The sequence below is a fragment of the Oryzisolibacter propanilivorax genome (assembly GCF_900103645.1).
Taxonomy (GTDB): Bacteria; Pseudomonadota; Gammaproteobacteria; order Burkholderiales; family Burkholderiaceae_C; genus Melaminivora; species Melaminivora propanilivorax.
This window is the reverse complement of sequence record NZ_FNHP01000015.1, coordinates 1-22182: the sequence shown is the minus strand read 5'-3', so window position 1 is coordinate 22182 and position 22182 is coordinate 1. Positions and strand designations below refer to the sequence as shown.

Annotated in this window: 24 protein-coding genes and 1 pseudogene; 10 read left to right on the top strand and 15 right to left on the bottom strand. The window is 64.5% G+C overall.

The window, feature by feature from the left end:
- Positions 1-4 precede the first annotated feature (4 nt).
- The 14 genes from BLQ61_RS16795 to BLQ61_RS16730 form a co-directional block, all read right to left on the bottom strand.
- Complete coding sequence (locus BLQ61_RS16795) at positions 5-640, bottom strand: transglycosylase SLT domain-containing protein (RefSeq protein ID WP_011114052.1); 636 nt, start codon at positions 638-640, stop codon at positions 5-7.
- Between the two features lie 13 nt (positions 641-653).
- Positions 654-1241 (bottom strand): TrbM/KikA/MpfK family conjugal transfer protein, encoded by a 588-nt coding sequence (locus BLQ61_RS16790; RefSeq protein WP_010890138.1) that lies wholly within the window; start codon positions 1239-1241, stop codon positions 654-656.
- Positions 1242-1258: 17 nt separating this feature from the next.
- Positions 1259-2971, bottom strand: a complete 1713-nt coding sequence (gene trbL / locus BLQ61_RS16785; RefSeq protein WP_015586029.1) for a P-type conjugative transfer protein TrbL — start codon at positions 2969-2971, stop codon at positions 1259-1261.
- A 16-nt stretch (positions 2972-2987) separates the two neighbouring features.
- Complete coding sequence (gene trbK / locus BLQ61_RS16780) at positions 2988-3215, bottom strand: entry exclusion lipoprotein TrbK (protein WP_000644148.1); 228 nt, start codon at positions 3213-3215, stop codon at positions 2988-2990.
- A 9-nt stretch (positions 3216-3224) separates the two neighbouring features.
- Complete coding sequence (gene trbJ / locus BLQ61_RS16775; protein WP_010890135.1) at positions 3225-3989, bottom strand: P-type conjugative transfer protein TrbJ; 765 nt, start codon at positions 3987-3989, stop codon at positions 3225-3227.
- A gap of 20 nt (positions 3990-4009) precedes the next feature.
- Entirely contained in the window at positions 4010-5431 is a 1422-nt protein-coding gene (locus BLQ61_RS16770) for a TrbI/VirB10 family protein (protein WP_011114050.1), read from the bottom strand.
- 4 nt (positions 5432-5435) lie between these two features.
- Positions 5436-5924 carry a conjugal transfer protein TrbH gene (locus BLQ61_RS16765; RefSeq protein WP_006122479.1) on the bottom strand — a complete coding sequence of 163 codons (489 nt, stop codon included), beginning with the start codon at positions 5922-5924 and terminating at the stop codon, positions 5436-5438.
- 2 nt (positions 5925-5926) lie between these two features.
- Positions 5927-6826 carry a P-type conjugative transfer protein TrbG gene (gene trbG / locus BLQ61_RS16760; protein ID WP_006122480.1) on the bottom strand — a complete coding sequence of 300 codons (900 nt, stop codon included), beginning with the start codon at positions 6824-6826 and terminating at the stop codon, positions 5927-5929.
- A gap of 17 nt (positions 6827-6843) precedes the next feature.
- Complete coding sequence (locus BLQ61_RS16755) at positions 6844-7626, bottom strand: conjugal transfer protein TrbF (RefSeq protein ID WP_011114048.1); 783 nt, start codon at positions 7624-7626, stop codon at positions 6844-6846.
- Entirely contained in the window at positions 7623-10181 is a 2559-nt protein-coding gene (locus BLQ61_RS16750; protein ID WP_091572950.1) for a VirB4 family type IV secretion/conjugal transfer ATPase, read from the bottom strand. The genes BLQ61_RS16755 and BLQ61_RS16750 overlap by 4 nt, the downstream gene beginning before the upstream one ends.
- On the bottom strand, positions 10178-10489 hold the full coding sequence (locus tag BLQ61_RS16745; RefSeq protein WP_001207961.1) for a conjugal transfer protein TrbD: 312 nt from the start codon (positions 10487-10489) through the stop codon (positions 10178-10180). Before BLQ61_RS16745 ends, BLQ61_RS16750 begins: the two co-directional genes overlap by 4 nt.
- Before the next feature lie 3 nt (positions 10490-10492).
- The gene (trbC, locus tag BLQ61_RS16740; RefSeq protein ID WP_011114046.1) at positions 10493-10957 is read right to left on the bottom strand and encodes a conjugal transfer system pilin TrbC; all 465 of its coding nucleotides are present in this window, start codon (positions 10955-10957) and stop codon (positions 10493-10495) included.
- Between the two features lie 16 nt (positions 10958-10973).
- The gene (gene trbB / locus BLQ61_RS16735; protein WP_000132020.1) at positions 10974-11936 is read right to left on the bottom strand and encodes a P-type conjugative transfer ATPase TrbB; all 963 of its coding nucleotides are present in this window, start codon (positions 11934-11936) and stop codon (positions 10974-10976) included.
- 309 nt (positions 11937-12245) lie between these two features.
- Complete coding sequence (locus BLQ61_RS16730) at positions 12246-12608, bottom strand: transcriptional regulator (protein ID WP_011114045.1); 363 nt, start codon at positions 12606-12608, stop codon at positions 12246-12248.
- Positions 12609-12721: 113 nt separating this feature from the next.
- Here BLQ61_RS16730 and BLQ61_RS16725 point away from each other — a divergent pair, with 113 nt between their 5' ends.
- Positions 12722-13063 carry a single-stranded DNA-binding protein gene (locus BLQ61_RS16725; protein ID WP_000019167.1) on the top strand — a complete coding sequence of 114 codons (342 nt, stop codon included), beginning with the start codon at positions 12722-12724 and terminating at the stop codon, positions 13061-13063.
- A 46-nt stretch (positions 13064-13109) separates the two neighbouring features.
- Positions 13110-14330 carry a plasmid replication initiator TrfA gene (gene trfA, locus BLQ61_RS16720; RefSeq protein ID WP_011114072.1) on the top strand — a complete coding sequence of 407 codons (1221 nt, stop codon included), beginning with the start codon at positions 13110-13112 and terminating at the stop codon, positions 14328-14330.
- A gap of 112 nt (positions 14331-14442) precedes the next feature.
- Here trfA and BLQ61_RS16715 read toward each other — a convergent pair whose 3' ends face one another.
- Positions 14443-14877 carry a mercury resistance transcriptional regulator MerR gene (locus tag BLQ61_RS16715; protein WP_003131969.1) on the bottom strand — a complete coding sequence of 145 codons (435 nt, stop codon included), beginning with the start codon at positions 14875-14877 and terminating at the stop codon, positions 14443-14445.
- 71 nt (positions 14878-14948) lie between these two features.
- Between BLQ61_RS16715 and merT the strand changes: the two genes are divergently transcribed.
- From merT to BLQ61_RS16675, 8 genes and pseudogenes are all read left to right on the top strand, one after another.
- Positions 14949-15299, top strand: coding sequence for a mercuric ion transporter MerT (merT, locus tag BLQ61_RS16710; protein ID WP_003131974.1), 351 nt, complete (start codon positions 14949-14951; stop codon positions 15297-15299).
- 12 nt (positions 15300-15311) lie between these two features.
- Positions 15312-15587: a mercury resistance system periplasmic binding protein MerP gene (merP, locus tag BLQ61_RS16705; RefSeq protein ID WP_003131987.1), complete on the top strand. Its 276-nt coding sequence runs from the start codon at positions 15312-15314 to the stop codon at positions 15585-15587.
- A gap of 71 nt (positions 15588-15658) precedes the next feature.
- Positions 15659-17344 carry a mercury(II) reductase gene (gene merA, locus BLQ61_RS16700; protein ID WP_003158917.1) on the top strand — a complete coding sequence of 562 codons (1686 nt, stop codon included), beginning with the start codon at positions 15659-15661 and terminating at the stop codon, positions 17342-17344.
- Positions 17345-17361: 17 nt separating this feature from the next.
- Entirely contained in the window at positions 17362-17727 is a 366-nt protein-coding gene (gene merD, locus BLQ61_RS16695) for a mercury resistance co-regulator MerD (protein ID WP_000995360.1), read from the top strand.
- A complete protein-coding gene (gene merE, locus BLQ61_RS16690) occupies positions 17724-17960 on the top strand; it encodes a broad-spectrum mercury transporter MerE (RefSeq protein WP_003132004.1) in 237 nt (78 codons plus the stop codon). Before merD ends, merE begins: the two co-directional genes overlap by 4 nt.
- Positions 17957-18946 carry a DUF3330 domain-containing protein gene (locus tag BLQ61_RS17675; protein ID WP_003132006.1) on the top strand — a complete coding sequence of 330 codons (990 nt, stop codon included), beginning with the start codon at positions 17957-17959 and terminating at the stop codon, positions 18944-18946. Before merE ends, BLQ61_RS17675 begins: the two co-directional genes overlap by 4 nt.
- A 130-nt stretch (positions 18947-19076) precedes the next feature.
- Positions 19077-19637 (top strand): recombinase family protein, encoded by a 561-nt coding sequence (locus BLQ61_RS16680; protein ID WP_003124096.1) that lies wholly within the window; start codon positions 19077-19079, stop codon positions 19635-19637.
- Between the two features lie 2 nt (positions 19638-19639).
- Positions 19640-22087: pseudogene (locus BLQ61_RS16675) on the top strand (Tn3 family transposase); the annotation flags it as partial.
- Between the last annotated feature and the right edge of the window lie 95 nt (positions 22088-22182).

The window sequence follows — 22182 nt, the reverse complement described above, 5'->3', positions numbered from 1 at the left end:
CGGCCTACTCGGCCGACCCCTCGCGTGAAGTGTTGAAAGACACCGTGCGGGGCACGTAGCCGGCCACCGACACGCTGCGAGCTGCTGCGGCCGCTGGGGCGGCCTGCTGGGGTGCTGGTGCCGGCCTGGCCGCCGGCGTCGCCCGCTGGGCCACCGTCGCGGGCTGGCTGGGCGTCGAGGGCGTGGCCCCGGCCTTCGTCACGTCAAGCGTGACGAACCGAGCTTCGAGCCAATCGGCCCACTTCGACGCCTTGCGCATCAAGTCGGCCCGGTACACCGCGTTGTACTGCGGCGTGCGCGAGTGGTAGTTCGCCGCCTTCGTCCAGAGGTCGCCCTTGTCGTTGCGGATGTGCATCCGCAGCCGCCAGGCGGCCAGGTCGAACGAGTAGCAGCCGGCAGCCGCCACATCGTTCGCCGTGATGCCGTATCGGGCCAGGTCGCCCAGGTACGCGGTGTTGAACTGCATCGGGCCAACGTCATGCGTGCCATTCGAGTTGCGCACCCACTGGCCCGGCTTGCCGCCCTCTTTCTCGGCGACGGCCAACACGATGTTGACCGGCACCTCGTACTTGACGGCGGCCGAGATCGAGCAGACGACGCGCTCCTGGAGCTGCGGCGGCAGATCGGCGAAGAACGGCATGCCCTCCCCTCCCTCAGTTCAGCCAGGACTGACGGCGGCGCTCTTCGTCCTCGCGCCGGATGCGTTCGTTGTACTCGGCCAAGGCGCGGTCATAGTCGCGCGCTTCGACCCAATACCCGCCCCGCTCTGGCGTCCCGACATAGCGCGGCAGCGTGCCGCTGCTGGCGAAGTCGGTGTAGGCGTGGCCGGTGTAGGCCCCGCAGTAGTCAGGCAACTGGTTGCTGATGTACGTGCGCCCATCGTCGTAGCCGCCCGTCCACATCACCAACGTCGAGTTCAGCGACTGCGCGTCGCACCGGCCAGCGCCGCGCGAGATCGCCGACACGAGCGACTGCATTTCCGGCGTCTGGCTCGCCACCGGGCAAAGCTGGAGGAAGTTCAGGCGGGCGCGGATCGTGTCCGACAGCTTGCGCTTCGTGATGTTGAAGTACCGCGACAGCGACGGCGTGCATTCGCTCGGGCGCGTGCCCGACGACAGGCACAGGATCGCCTCGCAGGCCAGGCGCGTGTCGCCGGTCAGCACGTCTTGCGCGCTGGCCGTGCCGGCGGTCGATCCGAGGGCTGCCACGAGGGCGGCCAGGGCAAACAGTTTCTTCTTCATGGTTGGACTCTCCTTGGTTACGCAGTTGTGCCGTCGCGGCCTTGCTCGCGGTTGGCGAACGCAGCTACTTCGGACTCGGGATCGGCATCGGCAGGGCCGCCTGCCAGGCTGTTGTCGCCGAAGCTCGGCGCGGGCTGCTGGTCGGGCACGTCGATGTTCTCGGCCGTGCCGCTTCCTTGCGCCTTGATCGCGGCGGCGATCTTTCCGCCAGTGGTGTCGGCGATCCGCTCGGCTGCGGCTTCGCGCAGGCTCGCGGCTTTGGCCTTGGCAACATCGGCGGTTCCCTTCGCCAAGTTCGCGCCGGCGTCGGCGGCGATGCGGCCGGCCGTGCCGAGGGCCGATGCGGCCGATGCGAGCAAGCCGGGGCCGGTGCTGCCCGGTGCGGCCTGCTGCCCTTGCCCTGCCCCGCCGGCGGGCTTGGGTTCGTTCTTGGCGGCCTTGTCGGCACTGCTGCCGGTGCTGGCCGTCGAGCTGCTGCCCTGGCCGCCGGCGTCGGCTTTGCCGCCGCCCTTATCGCCGCCCTTCGAGCTGCCCGAGCTGCTGCCGGTCGAGGGGCTGCCGCCACCCGACGAAGAGCCACCGCCGGAGCTGCCGCTAAAGCCCGCAGCCTGAGCGAAGGGCGTGCTGCCGGTGCCGGCGTCGCCGCCGCCGCCCGCACCGCCGCCCGAGCTGCCGCCGCCCGAGAAGGCCGACATAACGTCCGTGCCTGCCGACACGTTCTCATTGGCCTTCGAGAAGGCGGCCATGACGGCAGAGGCACCACCGGCGGCCGAGGCTGCGCCGGCGGCCAGAGCGGCGCCGCCGGTCGCGGCCGCTGCTGCTGCCATGCCTGCGGCACCCAACGCAGCACCTGCACCGAACTGGCCGATGCCGGCACCGCCCACGCTCGCGCCGGTGATGATCCCGGCGATGAGCGGCGGAATCTTGTTGACCAACGCCAAGAGGATGATGACGACGATCAGCATCACGCCCATTTCCTTGAGGCTGATGCCGGCGCTCATGCGCGAGTAGTAGTCATCGAGGAAGGTCTTGCCGATGCCCACCAGGAGCACCATTGCGAAGAGCTGCGCGGCCACGCCCAGGACGACCTTGTAGTAGTTGATCGCCATGTCGGAAGTCCAGCGCGAACCACCGAAGCCGAGGAAGAACACGCCGCCGTAGGCGAGCACCCAGCCCGACGCGAGCAGCAGAAGCATATTCACACCGACCAGGGCCAGGATGACCAGGATCGCCACGGCCATGAGGATGCCGGCCATGCTGTCCACCGGCGACCACACCGAGGACTGATCCATCACCTTGTCGAAGATCGCAAAGCCCACGTCCACGATGCCCGAGGGCGACAGAGCATTGCCCAGGCCCGTCGCGTTGCCGGCGAGCTGCCGCAACGACGCATAGATGGACGAGGCGAAGTTAGGGCCGTTGGTTAGCGCCCACCAGAAGAAGCCGGTAAAGATCGTGAAGCGGACGAACTCCGCGAAGAACTCGCCAATGTCGGCCTTGCGCAAGGCCATCATGCCGAACGTCCAGACCATCGAGATCACAACCAGCGTCCAGAAGAGCCAGGTTGCGGCCGTGGTGATGACACCGGCCCAGCCGCTCGCGGCGGCCTGGTAGCGATCCAGCACGCTATCGAACACGCCGGCGTTGTCGATGGCCGCGTGGGCATCGACCGCGAAGAACGCCAGCCAGACGAACAGCGGCAGGGCGAGGGTTTTTAGATTGGCTGGCATTCTCATCGTCAGCACCTCACCATTCGCGTTTCGGGCTGGGCTTGAAATCCCCACCACGACGCAAGCACAGCGACGAAAAAGCCTGCTGGACGCCCTTGTCCTCGATCTTGGCGATGTTCTCGGGCTTGCAGTTCTCGTCGTTCACTTCCGGCATGGGGGCCGTGGCCGGCTTGTTGTCGCAGCCGGCGACCAAGGCCGCCACGAGGGCGGCCGAGGCCAAGGACAGAGCCTTGATTGCTTTCATGAATCCCCCTTACCAGGTGCGCGCCGGGCTGGCCCGGTAGCTGCCCTGGCGCAGTTGTGCGGCCGCTGCCGCCTGCTGGGCTTCCTTGTCGGCGTCGGCCTGCATCTTGGTTGCCATCGCGTTCTGCTGCGCGATCAGCAGGCCACGAATCTGCAAGAGCTGGTTGGCCTGCTGGCTGGCGAGCTGGTTGGCGTAGCCGATGGCCTGCATTTGGCCCTGCGCGCCCTGCGCTGCCGATTGAAGACGCTGCAACGTCGCTGCATCGGCCGTGAGATTCGTTTGCTGCCTATCGAGGCCCTTGAACAAGGCATCGTTGGCCTTCTTCTGCGACTCGCTCGCGAGCTGGGCCACATTCCGAAGTGCTGCGCGTTCCGCGTCGGAGCACCCTGCCGCCGTAAAGCACGGCGAGTTCTTGTAGTAGTTCACGTCCTGGAACTTGCCGATGTAGCTGTCCAGGCTGCCGAGTTGGGTCTTGTAGTAATCCAGCGTGTTGACCGCGTTCATCAACCCGTTGATGGTCGATTGCGCCTGATCCCAGATATACGCGGCCGGGGCCATCGTGTTCTGGAGTTGGTTTTGATACTGCTGGAGCTGGGTGCTGTACTGCTCAATTTGCTTGAGCGTCTGGGCCACCGATTCGATGGCCGTCATGATGTTCTGCGACAGGTTGGTGCCGTCGATGACGGGGATGCCAGCCTGCACAGGTGTGACCGCCAGCGTGCTCGAAACAGCAATGACGAGGGCCAATTTAGCGGCTAAAAACTTCGGCTTCATGGTGCTTTTCTCCTATGGCGTTAGTAATCGAAGGAACGGTACGGCTTGGAAAACGTCATGTCCTTCGTGACCACGACGTTGAAGCGATACCCCGGCCGAATTTCCAGCGTCGGCGAAATGCTCAGGTTCTTGGCGATGAGTTGCGCCGTAACCTGGCCGAGCTGCTGGCCGAGGGCTTCGCTTAGGGCACTGCTGGCGCTCGGTGCGCCATAGGTGTTTGTGGCCTGGTTCTGGCGTTGGCTGTAGGTGATGCCTGCTGTCACGCCGGACATGAGGAAGGCCGAGCCGAACAGGCGCACATAGTGGTTGTTCACCTGGTCGTGGAAGCCCGCGTATCCCGCGCTGTCCGCGCCTGGCATCGCGCCAATGTCCATCGCCTTGCCATCGGGGAACACGATGCGTTGCCACGCAACCAGCACGCGCGCTTGGCCGTAGGCCACGTCGCTCGAATACGAGCCGACGAGGCGCGATCCCTGCGGGATCAACAGGTGCTTGCCGGTCGGTGTGTCGTACACGTCCTGCGCGACCTGGGCCATGATTTGGCCCGGCAGATCGGAGTTGATGCCCGAAATGAGCGTGGCCGGCACGACGAAGCCCGCGCGCAGCTCGAACGGTGTGCGCGGCGCTTCCGGCTGCGAATCCAGCTTCCAGCGGTCGCCCTGCCCACCTTGGCCGAACTGCGCCATGCTGTTGCGCCCGCCGCCGCTGGTCGAGGTTTGCAGGAGCTGCGGCGCACCGCCCGCGCCCATGCCGCCGGCGGCCGGAGCCGCGCCGCCACCACCGACGCCCATGCCGCGAATCTGCGCCAGGCGTGCTTGATAGGCGGCGGTCGGATCGTTGCTGCGCTGCGCGTCGATTTGCTGCTGCACCGCTGCGATGCGGTTCAGCATTTCATCGCGCGTCTGCGGCGTGCCGGTGTAGGTGCTCGGGCCACCCGGCGCGGAGCCGTTGCTACGCGGGGCATCCACGCGCACGGTGGTCTTGGCCTTCACGGCTTCGCCGAACATCTGCATCTTCGCCATGCGGATGCGCTGGGCCTCGTCGTCGTTCACCGGCTGGCCCGGGTTGCCGGGGTTGGCCGGCGGGGCCGGCGGCGCGTCCGGGTTGGACGGCCGCGCGATCTCCAGCGGAGCCGACGCCGGGCCGGTCGGCATGTCGGGCACCTTGAGCGGGCTTGCCGGCTCGATCAAGCCGCCGGTCTTGTCGCCTGCGATCTCCTTGGCGAACATCGACGTGTTGCCGGCCTTCTCCTTGGGGCCGTCCGCCGGCGCGTTCTGCTTGGCCGCGCGATCCGCCGCGACCAGGGCCATGACCAGCACGAACGACAGCAGGACGCCGCCGAGGATGTACATGGGCATGTTGTTGACGCGACGGACGCCCGCCTTCTTGGACACTTCGCCAGGCGAAGCGTCAGGTGCCATCTGATCGGCGTTTTCTGTCATGGCGTCACTCCTTGCGCACCCAGTACCCGGCCGGCGCGAACGTGCCGTTTTGCGCCAGGTAAGGGCGGGTGATGGATTGATTGCCGACCATCAAGGTCAGGCGGTACAGGTTCGAGTCGCCAGCCTGGTCGAGCACGTAGCGCAACGGCAGGCCGCCCGACGCGGCCGTGGTGGCCGGTGCGCTCGCCTGCGATGCCGCCGAGGCCGGGGCCTGCGTGGAAGCGCCGGCCGGGGCGTACTCCAGGAGGGCATAGCCCTTGTCGCGCAGCGACTTGACGAGCGCCTGGCCGAACGGATCGGGCGTCGGCTGTTGCAGCTCCAGGCGCGTGCGCGCCGGCGCGTACAGCGTGGCGAGCTGCTGCACCGCGTCGGTGGCGAGCTTCTGCTGATCGAGCGCGGCCGACTGGACGAAGTTGCCGTACTGGCTGGTGGTTGCGCAGCCGCCGAGGCCCAGGGCGAGGGCGAGCAGCGCGAGAGAGACGATCTTGCGCATGGTCACTTCCTCCGGCTGATGGTCACGCGGTCTTGGCTACTGCCAACACCGGCAATCAGGATCGCGCGGTCAAACACCGTGTCCACGATGTAGCGATTGCCCTGCACGCGGTAATTGACCAGCACCGTTTCGTCGTCGGTGAACAAGCCGCCCTCTTTGCGCACGACCAGGAGCGTCGGCGCTTCGGTCTGCTGCATCGTGCCGGGCATTTCGATGATGGTCTTGCGGCCATCGTTGTAGACGCGCACAGGCTTCCAGCTCGCCGACCCGGACAGCTCATAGTCGAACGAGAGATCGCCCAGGTACTCGCCCGTCGCCGGCAGGGTGTTGTCGGTGCGTTCCTGCTTCTCGCGGCGCTGGATCGCGTCCCACTTGGCTTGCGCTTCCTCGGGGTACGTGAACGAGACTTGCGGCATGTACTCGGTGCGATGCGAGCGCAGGCGGAAGTGGTAGCTGCGGCGGTTCGTGGTCACAACCAGGCTGGTTTCGAGGCCCACGTCCATCGGCTTGATGATGAGGTGCTGAACCTCGGTCGCGCCGCTGCCGGTGATGGCCGGTTCCACCGTCCACCTGGCCGTGTCGCCCAGGTTGATCGAGTTCACTTGTTCGCCGGGCTGCAAGGCCACGTCGCACACCTGGAGCACCGCGCAAACGATGCTCGGCTGCTGCGCGCCGTACACGAACTTGATGGCACCGCCCGAGCCGGCCACCGGCTTGATGCCGGTCGCCGACCCCGCTTCCCACCGTTTGGCGATGGCGAGCGCCGCGCGCTCTTGAGCGGTCAGCGTCGGGTTGGTCTTGTTGAAATACTTGTCGGCAATGTCGTCGCCAGGGGCGGCCAGAGCCAGGGAGGGCACCGCCACAGCAGCGCCCACGATCAAAGCGGAGAGGGTTTTCTTCATGGTGGATGACCTCGAATTCATTGGATGCGGGACCAGGAGTAATCACGCACGTAGATGCTCAACGGGTTGTTCCGCAGTTGCTCATCGGTGGTGTTGGGCGTGACCTCGGCGATGTAGGTAGTCACGAGCGCGCGCCAGGTGACGGGCTGACCTTTCAGCGTGCCTTGGCGGTCGCGCGTGGTTTCCACCCACTCGACTTGCCAGGTGTCGGGCGTTTGCGGGATGACGGTCTTGATCTCGACGCTGACCATTTCCTTCTCGGCGCGCTTGAACGGGCTGGAATCGGGCGTGCCGTTCAACCACTCGTTCATCTTTGGCGTCGCCGGATCGTTGGGGGCGAGCATCGAGTACGCCTTGAACACGCACTTGCGCTGCAAGGCCACGTCAGGCGACACCATGCGCGCGCAGCTCATCCAGTCCGCAACGGCGGCGTGGATGACACGCGGATCGGCCTTCCCTGCGGCCTGCACCGGGCCGGCGGCCACCGTCTGGCCCAGCTTGTCCACCTCGACCACGTAGGGGATGAACTTCGACTGGCTGCCGATGTGGATCACGCCACCCACGCCGGCCAGCGCGATCAACAGCGACAGGATGCCTATCACCTGCCAGGTTTGGCGCTGCGAGACGACGCTGCCCACGTGATCGTTCCAGGTGCGGCGCGCGGCCAGGTAGGGGTTCTCGGCCTCGCCCGCACGGCGGCCGCCGGCGAGCGGTTCCTTCGAGCGGCGCGGATCGCGCGGCTCGGCGGAGTTGGCGGGCTTCTTGAAGATCAAGCCCTTGAGGGTGTCGGCGATGCTCATGCGGCCTCCAGGTAGTCGTTGAGATTCAGCCCACGGCCGGCCAGCCACTCATGCACCCATTCGTGGCCGAACTTGGCTTCGAGGCTCTTGATGGTGGCGACCGATTCCTTGTCGGACGCACCGACGAAGGCCAGGGCCATCGGCCCCAGGGCAAGGTCATAGAGACGGCGGCCGTTCTCCGAGACGTAGTAGTACTGACGCTTCGGAATGGCAGTCGCCAGGATTTCGATCTGACGCGCGTTGAGGCCCATACGGCGATAGAGCGCCGATGTGTCCTCATCCCTGGCGTAGACGTTAGGCAGGAAAATCTTGGTCGCGGTCGATTCCACGATCACGTCCAAGATGCCCGAGTTGGCCGCGTCGGAGAGGCTTTGCGTCGCCATCAGCACAAGGCAGTTGGCCTTGCGCAGCACCTTGAACCATTCCCTGATCTTGGCGCGGAACGCGGGGTGGCCCAGCATCAACCAGGCTTCGTCCAGGATGATGACGGAGGGCTGGCCTTTCAGTGCGCGCTCGATGCGGCGGAACAGGTAGAGCAGCACCGGCAGCGCGAACTTCTCGCCCAGGTTCATCAGCTCTTCGATCTCGAACACCGTGAAGTCGGACAGCGACAGGCCGTCCTCTTCGGCGTCGAGCAGGTGGCCCATCGAGCCGTCCACCGTGTACTGCTTGATGGCCTCGCGGATCGCCTCGTCCTGAATCGTCACCGAGAACTCGGAGAGCGTGCGCGCGCCGCTGGCGTGCATGCTCATGATCGCGTTGCCGATCTCGTTGCGCTGCGCCGGCGTGGTGTTGACGCCGTTCAACGCCAGGATGGTGTCGATCCACTCCATCGCCCAGGCCCTATCCCCCTTCGTTTCGAGGAACTGGAGCGGGCAGAACGCCAGGCGGTCATCGTCGGCGGCCACCGTGAAATGCAGGCCGCTCTTGCCCTTCGTGGCCGCGCGGATGCCGGCCGCGAGTGGGTACATCGACATGCCCTTGTCGAAGGCGTAGATCGACATGCCGGCGTAGCGACGGAGCTGCGCGGCGATGATGCCCAGGTGCGTCGATTTGCCTGCGCCGGTCGGGCCGAACATGAAGGTGTGGCCCAGGTCGCGCACGTGCAGGTTCAGGCGGAACGGCGTAGCGCCCACCGTCACGCAGTGCATGAGCGCCGGCGACAGCGGCGGGTACATCGGGCACGGAGCCGTGGCGCTGCCCGTCCAGATCGAGCTTGTCGGCAGCAGGTCGGCCAGGTTCATCGTGTTGATGAGCGGCCGGCGCACGTTCTCGACGCCGTGGCCGGGCAAGCTGCCCAGGTACGCATCGAGCGTGTTGATCGTCTCGATACGGGCCGCGAAGGCCAGGCGGTTGACGGCCTTCTCGACCAGGAGCGCGGAGGCCGCCAGGCGCTCCCGATCCTCGTCCATCAGCACGACTACGCTGGTGTAGTAGCCGGCCGCCACCAAGCCGCTGTTGACCTCGGCGATGGCCGCCTCGGCGTCGCCGACCATCGCGGCCGCGTCCTGGTTGATCGAGCCGGTATTCGTGTTGAACACCTGATCGAAGAAGCCGCGAATCTTCTGCTTCCACTTCTTGCGGAACTTGTCCAGGTGCTTCAAGGACTCGTGCTGATCCATGAAGATGAAGCGGCTCGACCAGCGGTATTCGCTGGGCAGCTCGGCCAGGGCCGAGAGCACCCCAGGCGTTGACTCCAAGGGGAAGCCTTCGATGGCGACCACCTGGATGAACTTGCGCCCGATCTTGGGCACGACGCCGCCCCACAGCTCTTGCCCGCCGATTACCGCATCGAGGTACATCGGATTGCTGGGCAGCATGACCGGGTGATGGAGGCCCGTCACGCAGAACTGCAACCAGCTCAGGAAGTCATCGTGCGTGACTTCCCTGCCCTCTTCCGACACGACTTTTTGGCCGCGCAGGCGCGTCATCTTGACCGCCGAGGACAGGCGCGATTCCAGGCTGGTGATCTCGCGCTTGAACTGCGCAATCAGGCCCGTAGTGCGCGCCGTATGGTCGGGAGCCACCGCATCGTCATCGAACATGAGTTCGACAAACTTGCGCTGGGCCAGCACTGGCGGGAACCACGTGACGGTCAGGACAAAGTAGCCCTCGAACATCGCGCCCAGGCCCTCGAACAAGCGCCGGCGTTCCTCGTCAATGGCGAAGGAAACGGAGTCGGGGAACGATGACACGCCCCGCTCCGAGTAGTTCGGCGCAGGCCGACGCACAGCATCGACATGCACCATCCAGCCGTTCCCCAGGCCCGCCAGGGCCTGGTTGATGCGGAACGACACCATTTCCCGCTGTTCCTCGGTGCTGCTGGCGTTGTCATCACCCTTGTACAGCCAGGCGGCCATAAAGGAGCCGTTCTTGCCCACGATCACGCCGTCATCGACCACGGCGGCGTAATTGAGCAGATCGGCCAGGCCGGCATCCTTGGCGCGATGCTTCTTGAGCTTCAGCTCGGCATCGACAGCCCGGATGCGGGCAAAGAGGATGAGCAACAGAACCGCACCGAGCACAGCAATGGCAATTGCGATTGCTTCGATCATTTGTATTGCTTCCCTTGACTCGGCGTGTTGTCACGGAAGGGCGTGCTGCGAGCCGGGTAGTACGGCTTGTACCGGCGGTGCCGCAGGTACACGTGTCGCAGCTTCGGATCGGCCTTCGCCATGAGGCGCAGCGCGAAGAGCGCGCCGAACCACAAGGCGATGCCGAACACCGTTGCCCTCACTTCTTGGGCGCTGAAAATCAGCGCGCCGGCCAGCAGGCCCGAGAACATCACCAGCTCACGATCCCCGCCCATGAACAGGTTTTCTCGGTTGCCGGCCCTACGGATGGGGATCGCGCGCAGAGCCATGACTTACCCCGCGATGTGGCCGCGCTCGGCCCAGCGCATGACGGCTTCGCCGGGGAAGCCGGCCACGTCCAGCGCGGCGACCTTGACCTGGTGCAGCGCGCCATCGGTCAGGGCGGCGATTTCCGCGCCACGGCCGAAGAACGTGCTCATCATGTTCTGCGCGCCGACCAGCAGGGCCATGACCAGGACGATGAAGATCAACGTGCGGAAGAAGCCGTTGAGTTCGCCGCCGAAGATCAGGATGCCGCCGGCGACCACGATGCCGATGATCGACAGCGCGAAGGCCACCGGGCCGGTGACGGAGTTGCGGAGGTTGGTCAGCCAGCTCTCATACGGCAGAGAGCCGCCGGTGCCCTCGGAGGCGAATGCGTGCTGGGGGGCCAGCAGGAAGAACGCCAGGAGGGCGAAGAGGCCCATGTAGAACAGGGCGTTGCGGTTGAGGCGGAATGCCGGGAAGGTTGCTTGCATTGGTCGTAACTCCTAGTCAGAGGGTTTTGGTGATGTACTGGCCGTTGGCGAACCCGGAAACCTCCAAGATTTCCTGGATGCGCCGCGAGCCTTCGACGCGGGCGATATGAACAACCACGTGAACCGCCTCGCCGATAAGCGGTTCAATGGGTTTCGGGGAATCGGGGTGCATGCTGATGAGCATGGCGAGCCGATCCAATCCAGCTTTGGCGTTGTTTGCGTGCAGGGTTGCAGCACCTCCTTCGTGCCCGGTGTTCCAGGCCATCAACAGATCAAGGGCTTCGGGGCCGCGCACCTCGCCGACCAGGATTCGGTCGGGGCGCATGCGGAGGGTGGTTTTCAGCAGCGCCGTCATGTTCACGTCGATGCTGGTGTGGTACTGGACGTAGTTCTCGGCGGCGCACTGGATTTCGCCGGTGTCCTCGATGATGAAAACCCGCTCGGTCGGGTCTTGAATCACCATCTCGTTGATGATCGCGTTCACCAGCGTGGTCTTGCCCGAGCCGGTGCCGCCGATCACAAGGATGTTCCGGTGCGCGCGCACCGCTGCAATCAATGCCTCGCGCTGCGGCGCGGTCATGATTCCGCGTTCGACGTACTGATCGAGCGTGAAGATGGCGACGGCCTTCTTCCGAATGGCGAAGGTGGGTGCGGGCACAACCGGCGGGAGCTGGCCGGCGAAGCGACTGCCATCAAGGGGCAGCTCGCCTTCCAGGATCGGCTTGGAGCGCGTGACTTCCTTGCCGTGGTAGCCCGCGATGGTTTCGATGATGGCTTGCGCCTGCGCGACGCGCAGCGTGCCGATGCACTTCATCGGCTCGCCCAGGCGTTCGAGCCAGAGCTTGCCGTCCGCGTTGAGCATGATTTCAACGGTCTTGGGATCGTTGAGGGCGGCCAGCAGCTCCGGCCCCATGTCGCGTTCGAGCTTCTTCTTCGCCCGTTCCTTGATGCTGTTGTGTTCTGGTTTCTGGTCGGTCATTCCGTATGCCCTGTATGCCGTTGCGTTTCGCGCATTCTACACAGGTTCATACGATATACCGAACTAATTTCGACCGCAACACCGAAGCGCACAAGGGTGACTTCGGCCGCGACGTTGCATCGCGGATTGCAGGGGCGAAAGAGGCGACAACGCGGCGCATGCTCCGTGCGCCCTCGCGCCGAACCCGTGGCGTTTGCGTTATGGGTTGTCCGGGGGTTGAGCCACCCCGGCGGGCTTTAGCGGCTAAAACTTGGCTGGCTCTTGTGGCTCAGTTCCGCGCCGCTTCCCTTCCCTTCTCACATCCTGGCGTCAACTCCCTCTAAGTTTCTTCCTTGTCGCTTCGCCCCACTTCTTGACGATGAACGCCTGGTGTTCTGGCAGCACGGCCGCCACGCGCTCGAAGCCTGGCGGCAGGCTTCGGGGTGCCTTGCCGCCGGCCAGGGTGTCAAGGGCTTCTTTGTCCAGGTCGGTCGATTCAAGCAGGAGCGGCAGGGGAGTTTCAAGGGCCTGCGCAATGTCCTCCATCACCTTTAGGGAGGGGTTGGCTTTGCCAGTAGTGAGATCGGACAGGAAGGAGATCGAAACCCCCGACCTGTCCGATAGCTCCTTTTTCGTCATGTGCCGCTCATCGAGCAGCCGGAGCACGTTCGTGAAGAAGATGTAGTTGTACAAGGCCCGTATGCCTTCTCGGTGCGGGCGGCAGAAAATTTTAGCCGCTAAAGTTCTTGACCACGGACGCAGGTTTAGCTAAACTGACGACTCCATTAGCGAAAGGAGCATGACGAATGAGCCACAACCTGTTCCAGTTTATCGGTAATCTTACCCGCGATACCGACGTTCGCCATAGCGAAAACAGCGCCCGCGCCGTTTTCGACCTGGCTGTCAATCGCGTGTGGCGCAACGCAGCCGGTGCGAAGCAGGAGCAGACGGACTTCTTCCGCATCAAGTCGTTCGGCGGCCTGGCCGAGAACGCGGGCAAGTACCTGGGCAAAGGCTCCAAGGTGTTCGTCCAGGGCCGCATCGAGCCGACGAAGTACGAGAAGGACGGCAAGACCGAATACGGCTTCGATTTCATCGCCGAGGAAATCGAATACCTGGACACCAAAGCGCCAGGCGGCGGCCAGTAAGGCCAGGCCCGGCCACGGCCGGGCAGTATGCTAGGAGGGAGATTAGATGCAGAACGAGTTCAACGAGCAGGAATACAGGCGCAAGCTCATCGAGGGCGGGCTTAGCGAAGCCGACGCCACCGACCTTGCCGCCCGTACCGCCGCCGCTCGCAGGGACTCGGGCAGCGCCGGCGGGGCCTTCCGCCCCGCCGGTTCCCTCTTCGAGCTGCCGGCCACGGCCGGCGACAACGAGGCGGCTTTGCCGCCGAAGCTACCGACGCCGGCAAGTGCCGCCGTCGAGCGATCCGAGCGCATGGCGCAGGAATCGGCCGAGCTTGCGCGCACGATGGGCCTGCCGCCCGAACCGCGCACCGCCGTGAACAAGATGGCCGAGCAGATCGGCGCGCTGGCCCAGGACAAACGGAGTAGTGCGATGGCGACCAAGAAGCGAACGGCCGGCGGTGAGCTGGCCGAGAAGGTCAGCGAGGCCAAGCAGACGGCCTTGCTCAAGCACACGAAGCAGCAGATCAAGGACATGCAGCTCTCGCTGTTCGACCTGGCTCCCTGGCCGGATCACATGCGGGCACTGCCCAACGACTTCGGGCGGTCGGCGATCTTCACCGTCCGCAACAAGAAGGTGCCGCGCGCCGCGCTGCAAGGCCAGTCGATCTACCACGTCAACAAAGACGTGGAGATCACCTACACCGGGATCGAGCTGCGCGCCGACGACGACGAGCTGGTATTCGCCCAGGTGCTGGAGTACGCGAAGCGCACCGCGCTCGGAGAGCCGGTTTCCTTCACGTTCTACGAGCTTTGCCAGGACTTGGACTGGTCAATCAACGGTCGGTACTACACAAGGGCCGAGGAATGCCTGACGCGGCTCCAGGCGTCGGCCATGCAGTTCTCATCCCAACGCATCGGCCGGCTCGAATCGGTGTCGCTGATCCGGCGCTTCCGCGTCCTGGATCGCGGCAAGCGCACGTCGCGCTGCCAGGTCGAGATCGACGCCGAAATCGTGGTGCTGTTCGCCGGCGACCACTACACGAAATTCGTGTGGGAGAAGTACCGCAAGCTGTCGCCCACCGCGCGGCGCATGTTCGACTACTTCGCCACCCACAAGGAGCCGTACCCGCTCAAGCTGGAGACGTTCCGGCTGATGTGCGGCTCGGATTCCACCCGGCCGAAGAAGTGGCGCGAGCAGGTAGGCGAAGCGTGCGACGAGCTGCGCGAAAACGGCCTGGTCGAAAGTGCGTGGGTGAACGACGACCTGGTGCATTGCAAGCGGTGATCGCCCCCCTGCCCTCCCCTGGAGCCGCCCGAGATCGAGGCGGCTTTTTTTCTCGAGCATCGCCACTTCCGGCGAGGCAGGGGTCGTCTCAGAAAACGGAAAATAAAGCACGCTAAGGCATAGCCGAACCTGCCAAGCTTGCTCCACCCTGTAGTGACGCGATCAGCGGGCAGGAAACGTTCCCCCTTCGCGCATGGCAGGCGCACACCAACTCAGACAGCACGGCCTCCATGCGCGCCAGGTCAGCCATTTTCTCGCGCACGTCCTTGAGCTTGTGCTCGGCCAGACTGCTGGCTTCCTCGCAATGGGTGCCATCCTCCAGCCGCAGCAGCTCGGCGATCTCATCCAGGCTGAAGCCCAGCCGCTGGGCTGATTTCACGAAGCGCACCCGCGTTACATCCGCCTCGCCATAGCGGCGGATGCTGCCATAGGGCTTGTCAGGCTCCAGCAACAAGCCCTTGCGCTGATAGAAACGGATGGTCTCCACATTGACCCCGGCCGCCTTGGCGAAAACGCCAATGGTCAGGTTCTCCAAATTGTTTTCCATATCGCTTGACTCCGTACATGAGTACGGAAGTAAGGTTACGCTATCCAATTTCAATTCGAAAGGACAAGCGCATGTCTGAACCAAAAACCGGGCGCGGCGCGCTCTTCACTGGAGGGCTTGCCGCCATCCTCGCCTCGGCTTGCTGCCTCGGGCCGTTGGTTCTGATCGCCTTGGGGTTCAGCGGCGCTTGGATCGGCAACTTGGCGGTGTTGGAACCCTATCGCCCCATCTTTATCGGCGTGGCGCTGGTGGCGTTGTTCTTCGCCTGGCGGCGCATCTACCGGCAGGCAGCGGCCTGCAAACCGGGTGAGGTCTGCGCGATTCCCCAAGTGCGAGCTACTTACAAGCTCATTTTCTGGATCGTGGCCGCGCTGGTTCTGGTCGCGCTCGGATTTCCCTACGTCATGCCATTTTTCTACTGATCGGAGTTCACCATGAAGAAACTGTTTGCCTCCCTCGCCCTCGCCGCCGTTGTTGCCCCCGTCTGGGCCGCCACCCAGACCGTCACGCTGTCCGTACCGGGCATGACCTGCTCCGCCTGCCCGATCACTGTCAAGAAGGCGATTTCCAAGGTCGAAGGCGTCAGCAAAGTTGACGTGACTTTCGAGACACGCCAAGCGGTCGTCACCTTCGACGATGCCAAGACCAGCGTGCAGAAGCTGACCAAGGCAACCGCAGACGCGGGCTATCCGTCCAGCGTCAAGCAGTGAGTCACTGAAAACGGCACCGCAGCACAACGGACGTCATTGTCTGGCGCCACAAACGATAAAGGATCTGTTGCATGACCCATCTAAAAATCACCGGCATGACTTGCGACTCGTGCGCGGCGCACGTCAAGGAAGCGCTGGAAAAAGTGCCAGGCGTGCAGTCGGCGCTGGTGTCCTATCCGAAGGGCACAGCGCAACTCGCCATCGTGCCGGGCACATCGCCGGACGCGCTGACTGCCGCCGTGGCCGGACTGGGCTACAAGGCAACGCTAGCCGATGCGCCACTGGCGGACAACCGCGTCGGACTGCTCGACAAGGTGCGGGGATGGATGGCCGCCGCCGAAAAGCACAGTGGCAACGAGCCCCCGGTGCAGGTAGCGGTCATTGGCAGCGGTGGAGCCGCGATGGCGGCGGCGCTGAAAGCCGTCGAGCAAGGCGCGCAGGTCACGCTGATCGAGCGCGGCACCATCGGCGGCACCTGCGTCAATGTCGGCTGTGTGCCGTCCAAGATCATGATCCGCGCCGCCCACATCGCCCATCTGCGCCGGGAAAGCCCGTTCGATGGCGGTATTGCGGCAACTGTGCCTACGATTGACCGCAGTAAGCTGCTGGCCCAGCAGCAGGCCCGCGTCGACGAACTGCGGCACGCCAAGTACGAAGGCATCCTGGGCGGTAATCCGGCCATCACCGTTGTGCACGGTGAGGCGCGCTTCAAGGACGACCAGAGCCTTACCGTCCGTTTGAACGAGGGTGGCGAGCGCGTCGTGATGTTCGACCGCTGCCTGGTCGCCACGGGTGCCAGCCCGGCGGTCCCGCCGATTCCGGGCTTGAAAGAGTCACCCTACTGGACTTCCACCGAGGCCCTGGCGAGCGACACCATTCCCGAACGCCTTGCCGTAATCGGCTCGTCGGTGGTGGCGCTGGAGCTGGCGCAAGCCTTTGCCCGGCTGGGCAGCAAGGTCACGGTCCTGGCGCGCAATACCTTGTTCTTCCGTGAAGACCCGGCCATCGGCGAGGCGGTGACAGCCGCTTTCCGTGCCGAGGGCATCGAGGTGCTGGAGCACACGCAAGCCAGCCAGGTCGCCCATATGGACGGTGAATTCGTGCTGACCACCACGCACGGTGAATTGCGCGCCGACAAACTGCTGGTTGCCACCGGTCGGACACCGAACACGCGCAGCCTCGCGCTGGACGCAGCGGGGGTCACTGTCAATGCGCAAGGTGCCATCGCCATCGACCAAGGCATGCGCACGAGCAACCCGAACATCTACGCGGCCGGCGACTGCACCGACCAGCCGCAGTTCGTCTATGTGGCGGCAGCGGCCGGCACCCGTGCCGCGATCAACATGACCGGCGGCGATGCGGCGCTCGACCTGACCGCAATGCCGGCCGTGGTGTTCACCGATCCGCAAGTGGCGACCGTGGGCTACAGCGAGGCGGAAGCCCACCACGACGGGATCGAGACCGACAGCCGCACCTTGACCTTGGACAACGTGCCGCGTGCGCTCGCCAACTTCGACACACGCGGCTTCATCAAGTTGGTTATCGAGGAAGGCAGCCATCGGCTGATCGGCGTACAGGCGGTCGCGCCGGAAGCGGGTGAACTGATCCAGACGGCGGCTCTGGCCATTCGCAACCGCATGACGGTGCAGGAACTGGCCGACCAGTTGTTCCCCTACCTGACGATGGTCGAGGGGTTGAAGCTCGCGGCGCAGACCTTCAACAAGGATGTGAAGCAGCTTTCCTGCTGCGCCGGGTGAGAAAAAGGAGGTGTTCAATGAACGCCTACACGGTGTCCCGGCTGGCTCTTGATGCCGGGGTGAGCGTGCATATCGTGCGCGACTACCTGCTGCGCGGATTGCTGCGCCCGGTGGCGTGCACACCAGGCGGCTACGGCTTGTTCGATGACGCCGCCTTGCAACGGCTGTGCTTCGTGCGGGCGGCCTTCGAGGCGGGCATCGGCCTCGACGCGCTGGCGCGGCTGTGCCGGGCGCTGGATGCGGCGGACGGCGACGAAGCGGCCGCGCAGCTTGCCCTGCTGCGTCAGTTCGTCGAGCGTCGGCGCGAAGCGTTGGCCGATCTGGAAGTGCAGTTGGCCACCCTGCCGACCGAGCCGGCACAGCACGCGGAGAGTCTGCCATGAACAACCCCGAGCGCTTGCCGTCCGAGACGCACAAACCGATCACCGGCTACCTGTGGGGCGGACTGGCTGTGCTGACTTGCCCCTGCCACCTGCCCATCCTCGCTGTCGTGCTGGCCGGCACAACCGCCGGTGCTTTCCTCGGCGAGCATTGGGTCATCGCGGCGCTCGGTTTGACCGGCCTGTTCCTTCTGTCCCTGTCGCGGGCGTTGCGGGCATTCAGGGAAAGAGAATGAGCGCTTTCCGGCCGGATGGATGGACGACGCCGGAACTGGCCCAAGCGGTCGAGCGCGGGCAGCTTGAACTGCACTACCAGCCCGTCGTCGATCTGCGCAGTGGTGGGATTGTCGGCGCGGAAGCCCTGTTGCGCTGGCGTCATCCGACGCTTGGACTATTGCCACCGGGCCAGTTCCTGCCCGTGGTCGAATCGTCCGGCCTGATGCCTGAAATCGGCGCTTGGGTGCTGGGCGAAGCCTGCCGCCAGATGCGTGACTGGCGAATGCTGGCATGGCGACCGTTCCGGCTGGCCGTCAATGTTTCGGCGAGCCAAGTGGGACCGGACTTCGACGGGTGGGTAAAGGGCGTGCTGGCTGATGCCGAGTTGCCCGCCGAGTATCTCGAAATCGAGCTGACCGAATCGGTCGCGTTTGGTGATCCGGCGATCTTCCCCGCCCTGGACGCCTTGCGGCAGATCGGTGTGCGCTTCGCCGCCGATGACTTCGGGACGGGGTATTCCTGTCTGCAACATCTGAAGTGCTGCCCAATCAGCACGCTCAAGATCGACCAATCGTTTGTCGCCGGGCTCGCCAACGACCGCCGCGACCAAACCATCGTGCACACCGTGATTCAGCTTGCGCACGGGCTGGGCATGGATGTGGTGGCTGAAGGCGTGGAAACATCGGCGAGTCTTGATCTATTGCGACAAGCGGACTGCGACACAGGACAAGGCTTCCTGTTCGCGAAGCCAATGCCGGCGGCGGCATTCGCCGTCTTCGTCAGTCAATGGAGGGGTGCCACCATGAATGCAAGTGACTCGACCACCACCAGTTGCTGCGTGTGCTGCAAGGAAATCCCGCTCGATGCCGCCTTCACCCCGGAAGGCGCGGAATACGTCGAGCACTTCTGCGGGTTGGAGTGTTATCAACGCTTCGAAGCGCGTGCCAAGACAGGGAACGAAACCGATGCCGATCCGAACGCCTGCGACTCGCTACCGTCAGATTGAGGCATACCCTAACTTGGCGTCAGACCATCCGGCGCTAAATCGTCAGAATAGAGTTGCCTTCCGAATTGATTGACATGCGCCGTCAAGGGTCATAGATTTCTTCCTGACACATTTCCCTCAGGAGGATACCTTGCACGGTCAGCGCATCGGTTACGTCCGCGTCAGCAGCTTCGACCAGAACCCAGAACGGCAGCTCGAACAGATCCAGGTGGATAAAGTGTTCACCGACAAGGCGTCGGGCAAGGACACACGGCGGCCCGAACTGGAACGGCTGCTCGCCTTCGTGCGCGAAGGCGACACGGTCGTGGTGCACAGCATGGATCGTCTGGCGCGCAACCTCGACGACCTGCGCCGCCTGGTGCAGGGCCTCACCCAGCGCGGCGTACGCATCGAGTTCCTTAAGGAGCATTTGACCTTCACCGGCGAGGACTCGCCGATGGCGAACCTGATGCTGTCGGTAATGGGCGCGTTCGCCGAGTTCGAACGCGCCTTGATCCGCGAGCGGCAGCGCGAGGGCATCGCGCTCGCCAAGCAGCGCGGGGCCTACCGTGGCAGGAAGAAATCCCTGTCGTCTGAGCGTATTGCCGAACTGCGCCAACGTGTCGAGGCTGGCGAGCAAAAGACCAAGCTGGCTCGTGAATTCGGAATCAGTCGCGAAACCCTGTATCAATACTTGAGAACGGATCAGTAAATATGCCACGTCGTTCAATCCTGTCCGCCGCCGAGCGCGAAAGCCTGCTGGCGTTGCCGGACACCAAGGATGAGTTGATCCGTCACTACACGTTCAGCGAAACCGACCTCTCCATCATCCGGCAGCGGCGCGGCCCGGCCAACCGGCTGGGCTTCGCCGTGCAGCTCTGTTACCTGCGCTTTCCTGGTGTCATCCTGGGCGTCGATGAGCCGCCGTTTCCGCCCTTGTTGAAACTGGTCGCCGACCAGCTCAAGGTCAGCGTCGAAAGCTGGGACGAATACGGGCAGCGGGAGCAGACCCGGCGCGAGCACCTGGTCGAACTGCAAACGGTGTTCGGCTTCCAGCCCTTTACCATGGGCCACTACCGGCAGGCCGTCCAGTTGCTGACCGAGATGGCCTTGCAGACCGACAAGGGCATCGTGCTGGCCAGCACCTTGATCGAGCACCTGCGGCAGCAGTCGGTCATTCTGCCTGCCCTCAACGCCGTCGAGCGGGCGAGCGCCGAAGCAATCACCCGCGCCAACCGGCGCATCTACGATGCCTTGGCCGAACCGCTGTCGGACGCGCATCGCCGCCGCCTCGACGATCTGCTCAAGCGTCGGGACAACGGCAAAACGACCTGGCTGGCCTGGCTGCGCCAATCGCCCGTCAAACCGAATTCGCGGCACATGCTGGAACACATCGAACGCCTCAAAGCGTGGCAGGCGCTCGACCTGCCTTCTGGCATCGAGCGGTCGGTGCACCAGAACCGCCTGCTCAAGATCGCCCGTGAGGGTGGCCAGATGACGCCCGCCGACCTGGCCAAGTTCGAGGCGCAGCGACGCTATGCCACCCTGGTGGCGCTTGCCATCGAGGGCATGGCCACCGTCACCGACGAAATCATCGACCTGCACGACCGCATCCTGGGCAAGCTGTTCAACGCCGCCAAGAACAAGCATCAGCAGCAATTCCAGGCGTCCGGCAAGGCGATCAACGCCAAGGTGCGGTTGTTCGGCCGCATCGGCCAGGCGCTGATCGAGGCCAAGCAGGCGGGCCGCGATCCGTTCGCCGCCATCGAGGCCGTCATGTCCTGGGATGCCTTCGCCGAGAGCGTCACCGAAGCGCAGAAGCTTGCGCAGCCCGAGGACTTCGATTTCCTGCACCGCATCGGCGAAAGCTACGCCACGCTGCGCCGCTACGCGCCGGAATTCCTTGCCGTGCTCAAGCTGCGGGCCGCTCCCGCCGCGAAGGACGTGCTCGACGCCATCGAGGTGCTGCGCGGCATGAACAGCGACAACGCCCGCAAGGTGCCCGCCGACGCGCCGACCGAGTTCATCAAGCCGCGCTGGCAGAAGCTGGTCATGACCGACACCGGCATCGACCGGCGCTACTACGAACTGTGCGCGCTGTCGGAGATGAAGAACGCGTTGCGTTCCGGCGACATCTGGGTGCAGGGGTCGCGCCAGTTCAAGGACTTCGAGGACTACCTGGTGCCGCCCGCGAAATTCGCCAGCCTCAAGCAGGCCAGCGAATTGCCGCTGGCCGTGGCCACCGACTGCAACCGGTACCTGAACGACCGGCTGACGCTGCTGGAAACACAGCTTGCCACCGTCAACCGTATGGCGACGGCCAACGAGCTGCCGGACGCCATCATCACCGAGTCAGGCTTGAAGATCACGCCGCTCGACGCGGCGGTACCCGACACCGCCCAAGCGCTGATCGACCAGACGGCAATGATCCTGCCGCACGTCAAGATCACCGAACTGCTGCTGGAGGTGGACGAATGGACGGGCTTCACTCGGCATTTCGCGCATCTGAAATCGGGCGACCCGGCCAAAGACAAGAACCTGTTGCTGACCACGATCCTCGCCGACGCGATCAACCTGGGCCTGACCAAGATGGCGGAGTCTTGCCCCGGCACGACCTACGCCAAGCTGGCTTGGCTGCAAGCCTGGCACATCCGCGACGAAACCTACGGGGCGGCGCTGGCCGATCTGGTCAACGCACAGTTCCGCCATCCCTTCGCCGAGCACTGGGGCGACGGCACCACCTCATCGTCGGACGGCCAGAACTTCCGCACCGGCAGCAAGGCCGAGAGCACCGGCCACATCAACCCGAAATACGGGAGCAGCCCAGGGCGGACGTTCTACACCCACATTTCTGACCAGTACGCGCCATTTCACACCAAGGTCGTGAACGTCGGCGTGCGCGATTCGACCTACGTGCTCGACGGCCTGCTGTACCACGAGTCCGACTTGCGGATCGAGGAGCATTACACCGACACGGCGGGCTTCACCGATCACGTCTTCGCCCTGATGCACCTCCTGGGCTTCCGCTTCGCGCCGCGCATCCGCGACCTGGGCGACACCAAGCTCTACATCCCGAAGGGCGACGCCGCCTATGACGCGCTGAAACCCATGATCGGCGGCACGCTCAACATCAAGCACGTCCGCGCCCATTGGGACGAAATCGGGGTCTCCTCGTTTTCAGTGCAATAAGTGACGGTACGCAAAGCTAGCACTGGCGCGGGGGTGGTCTGGGTAGACCGTTGATTTCATTGACTTTC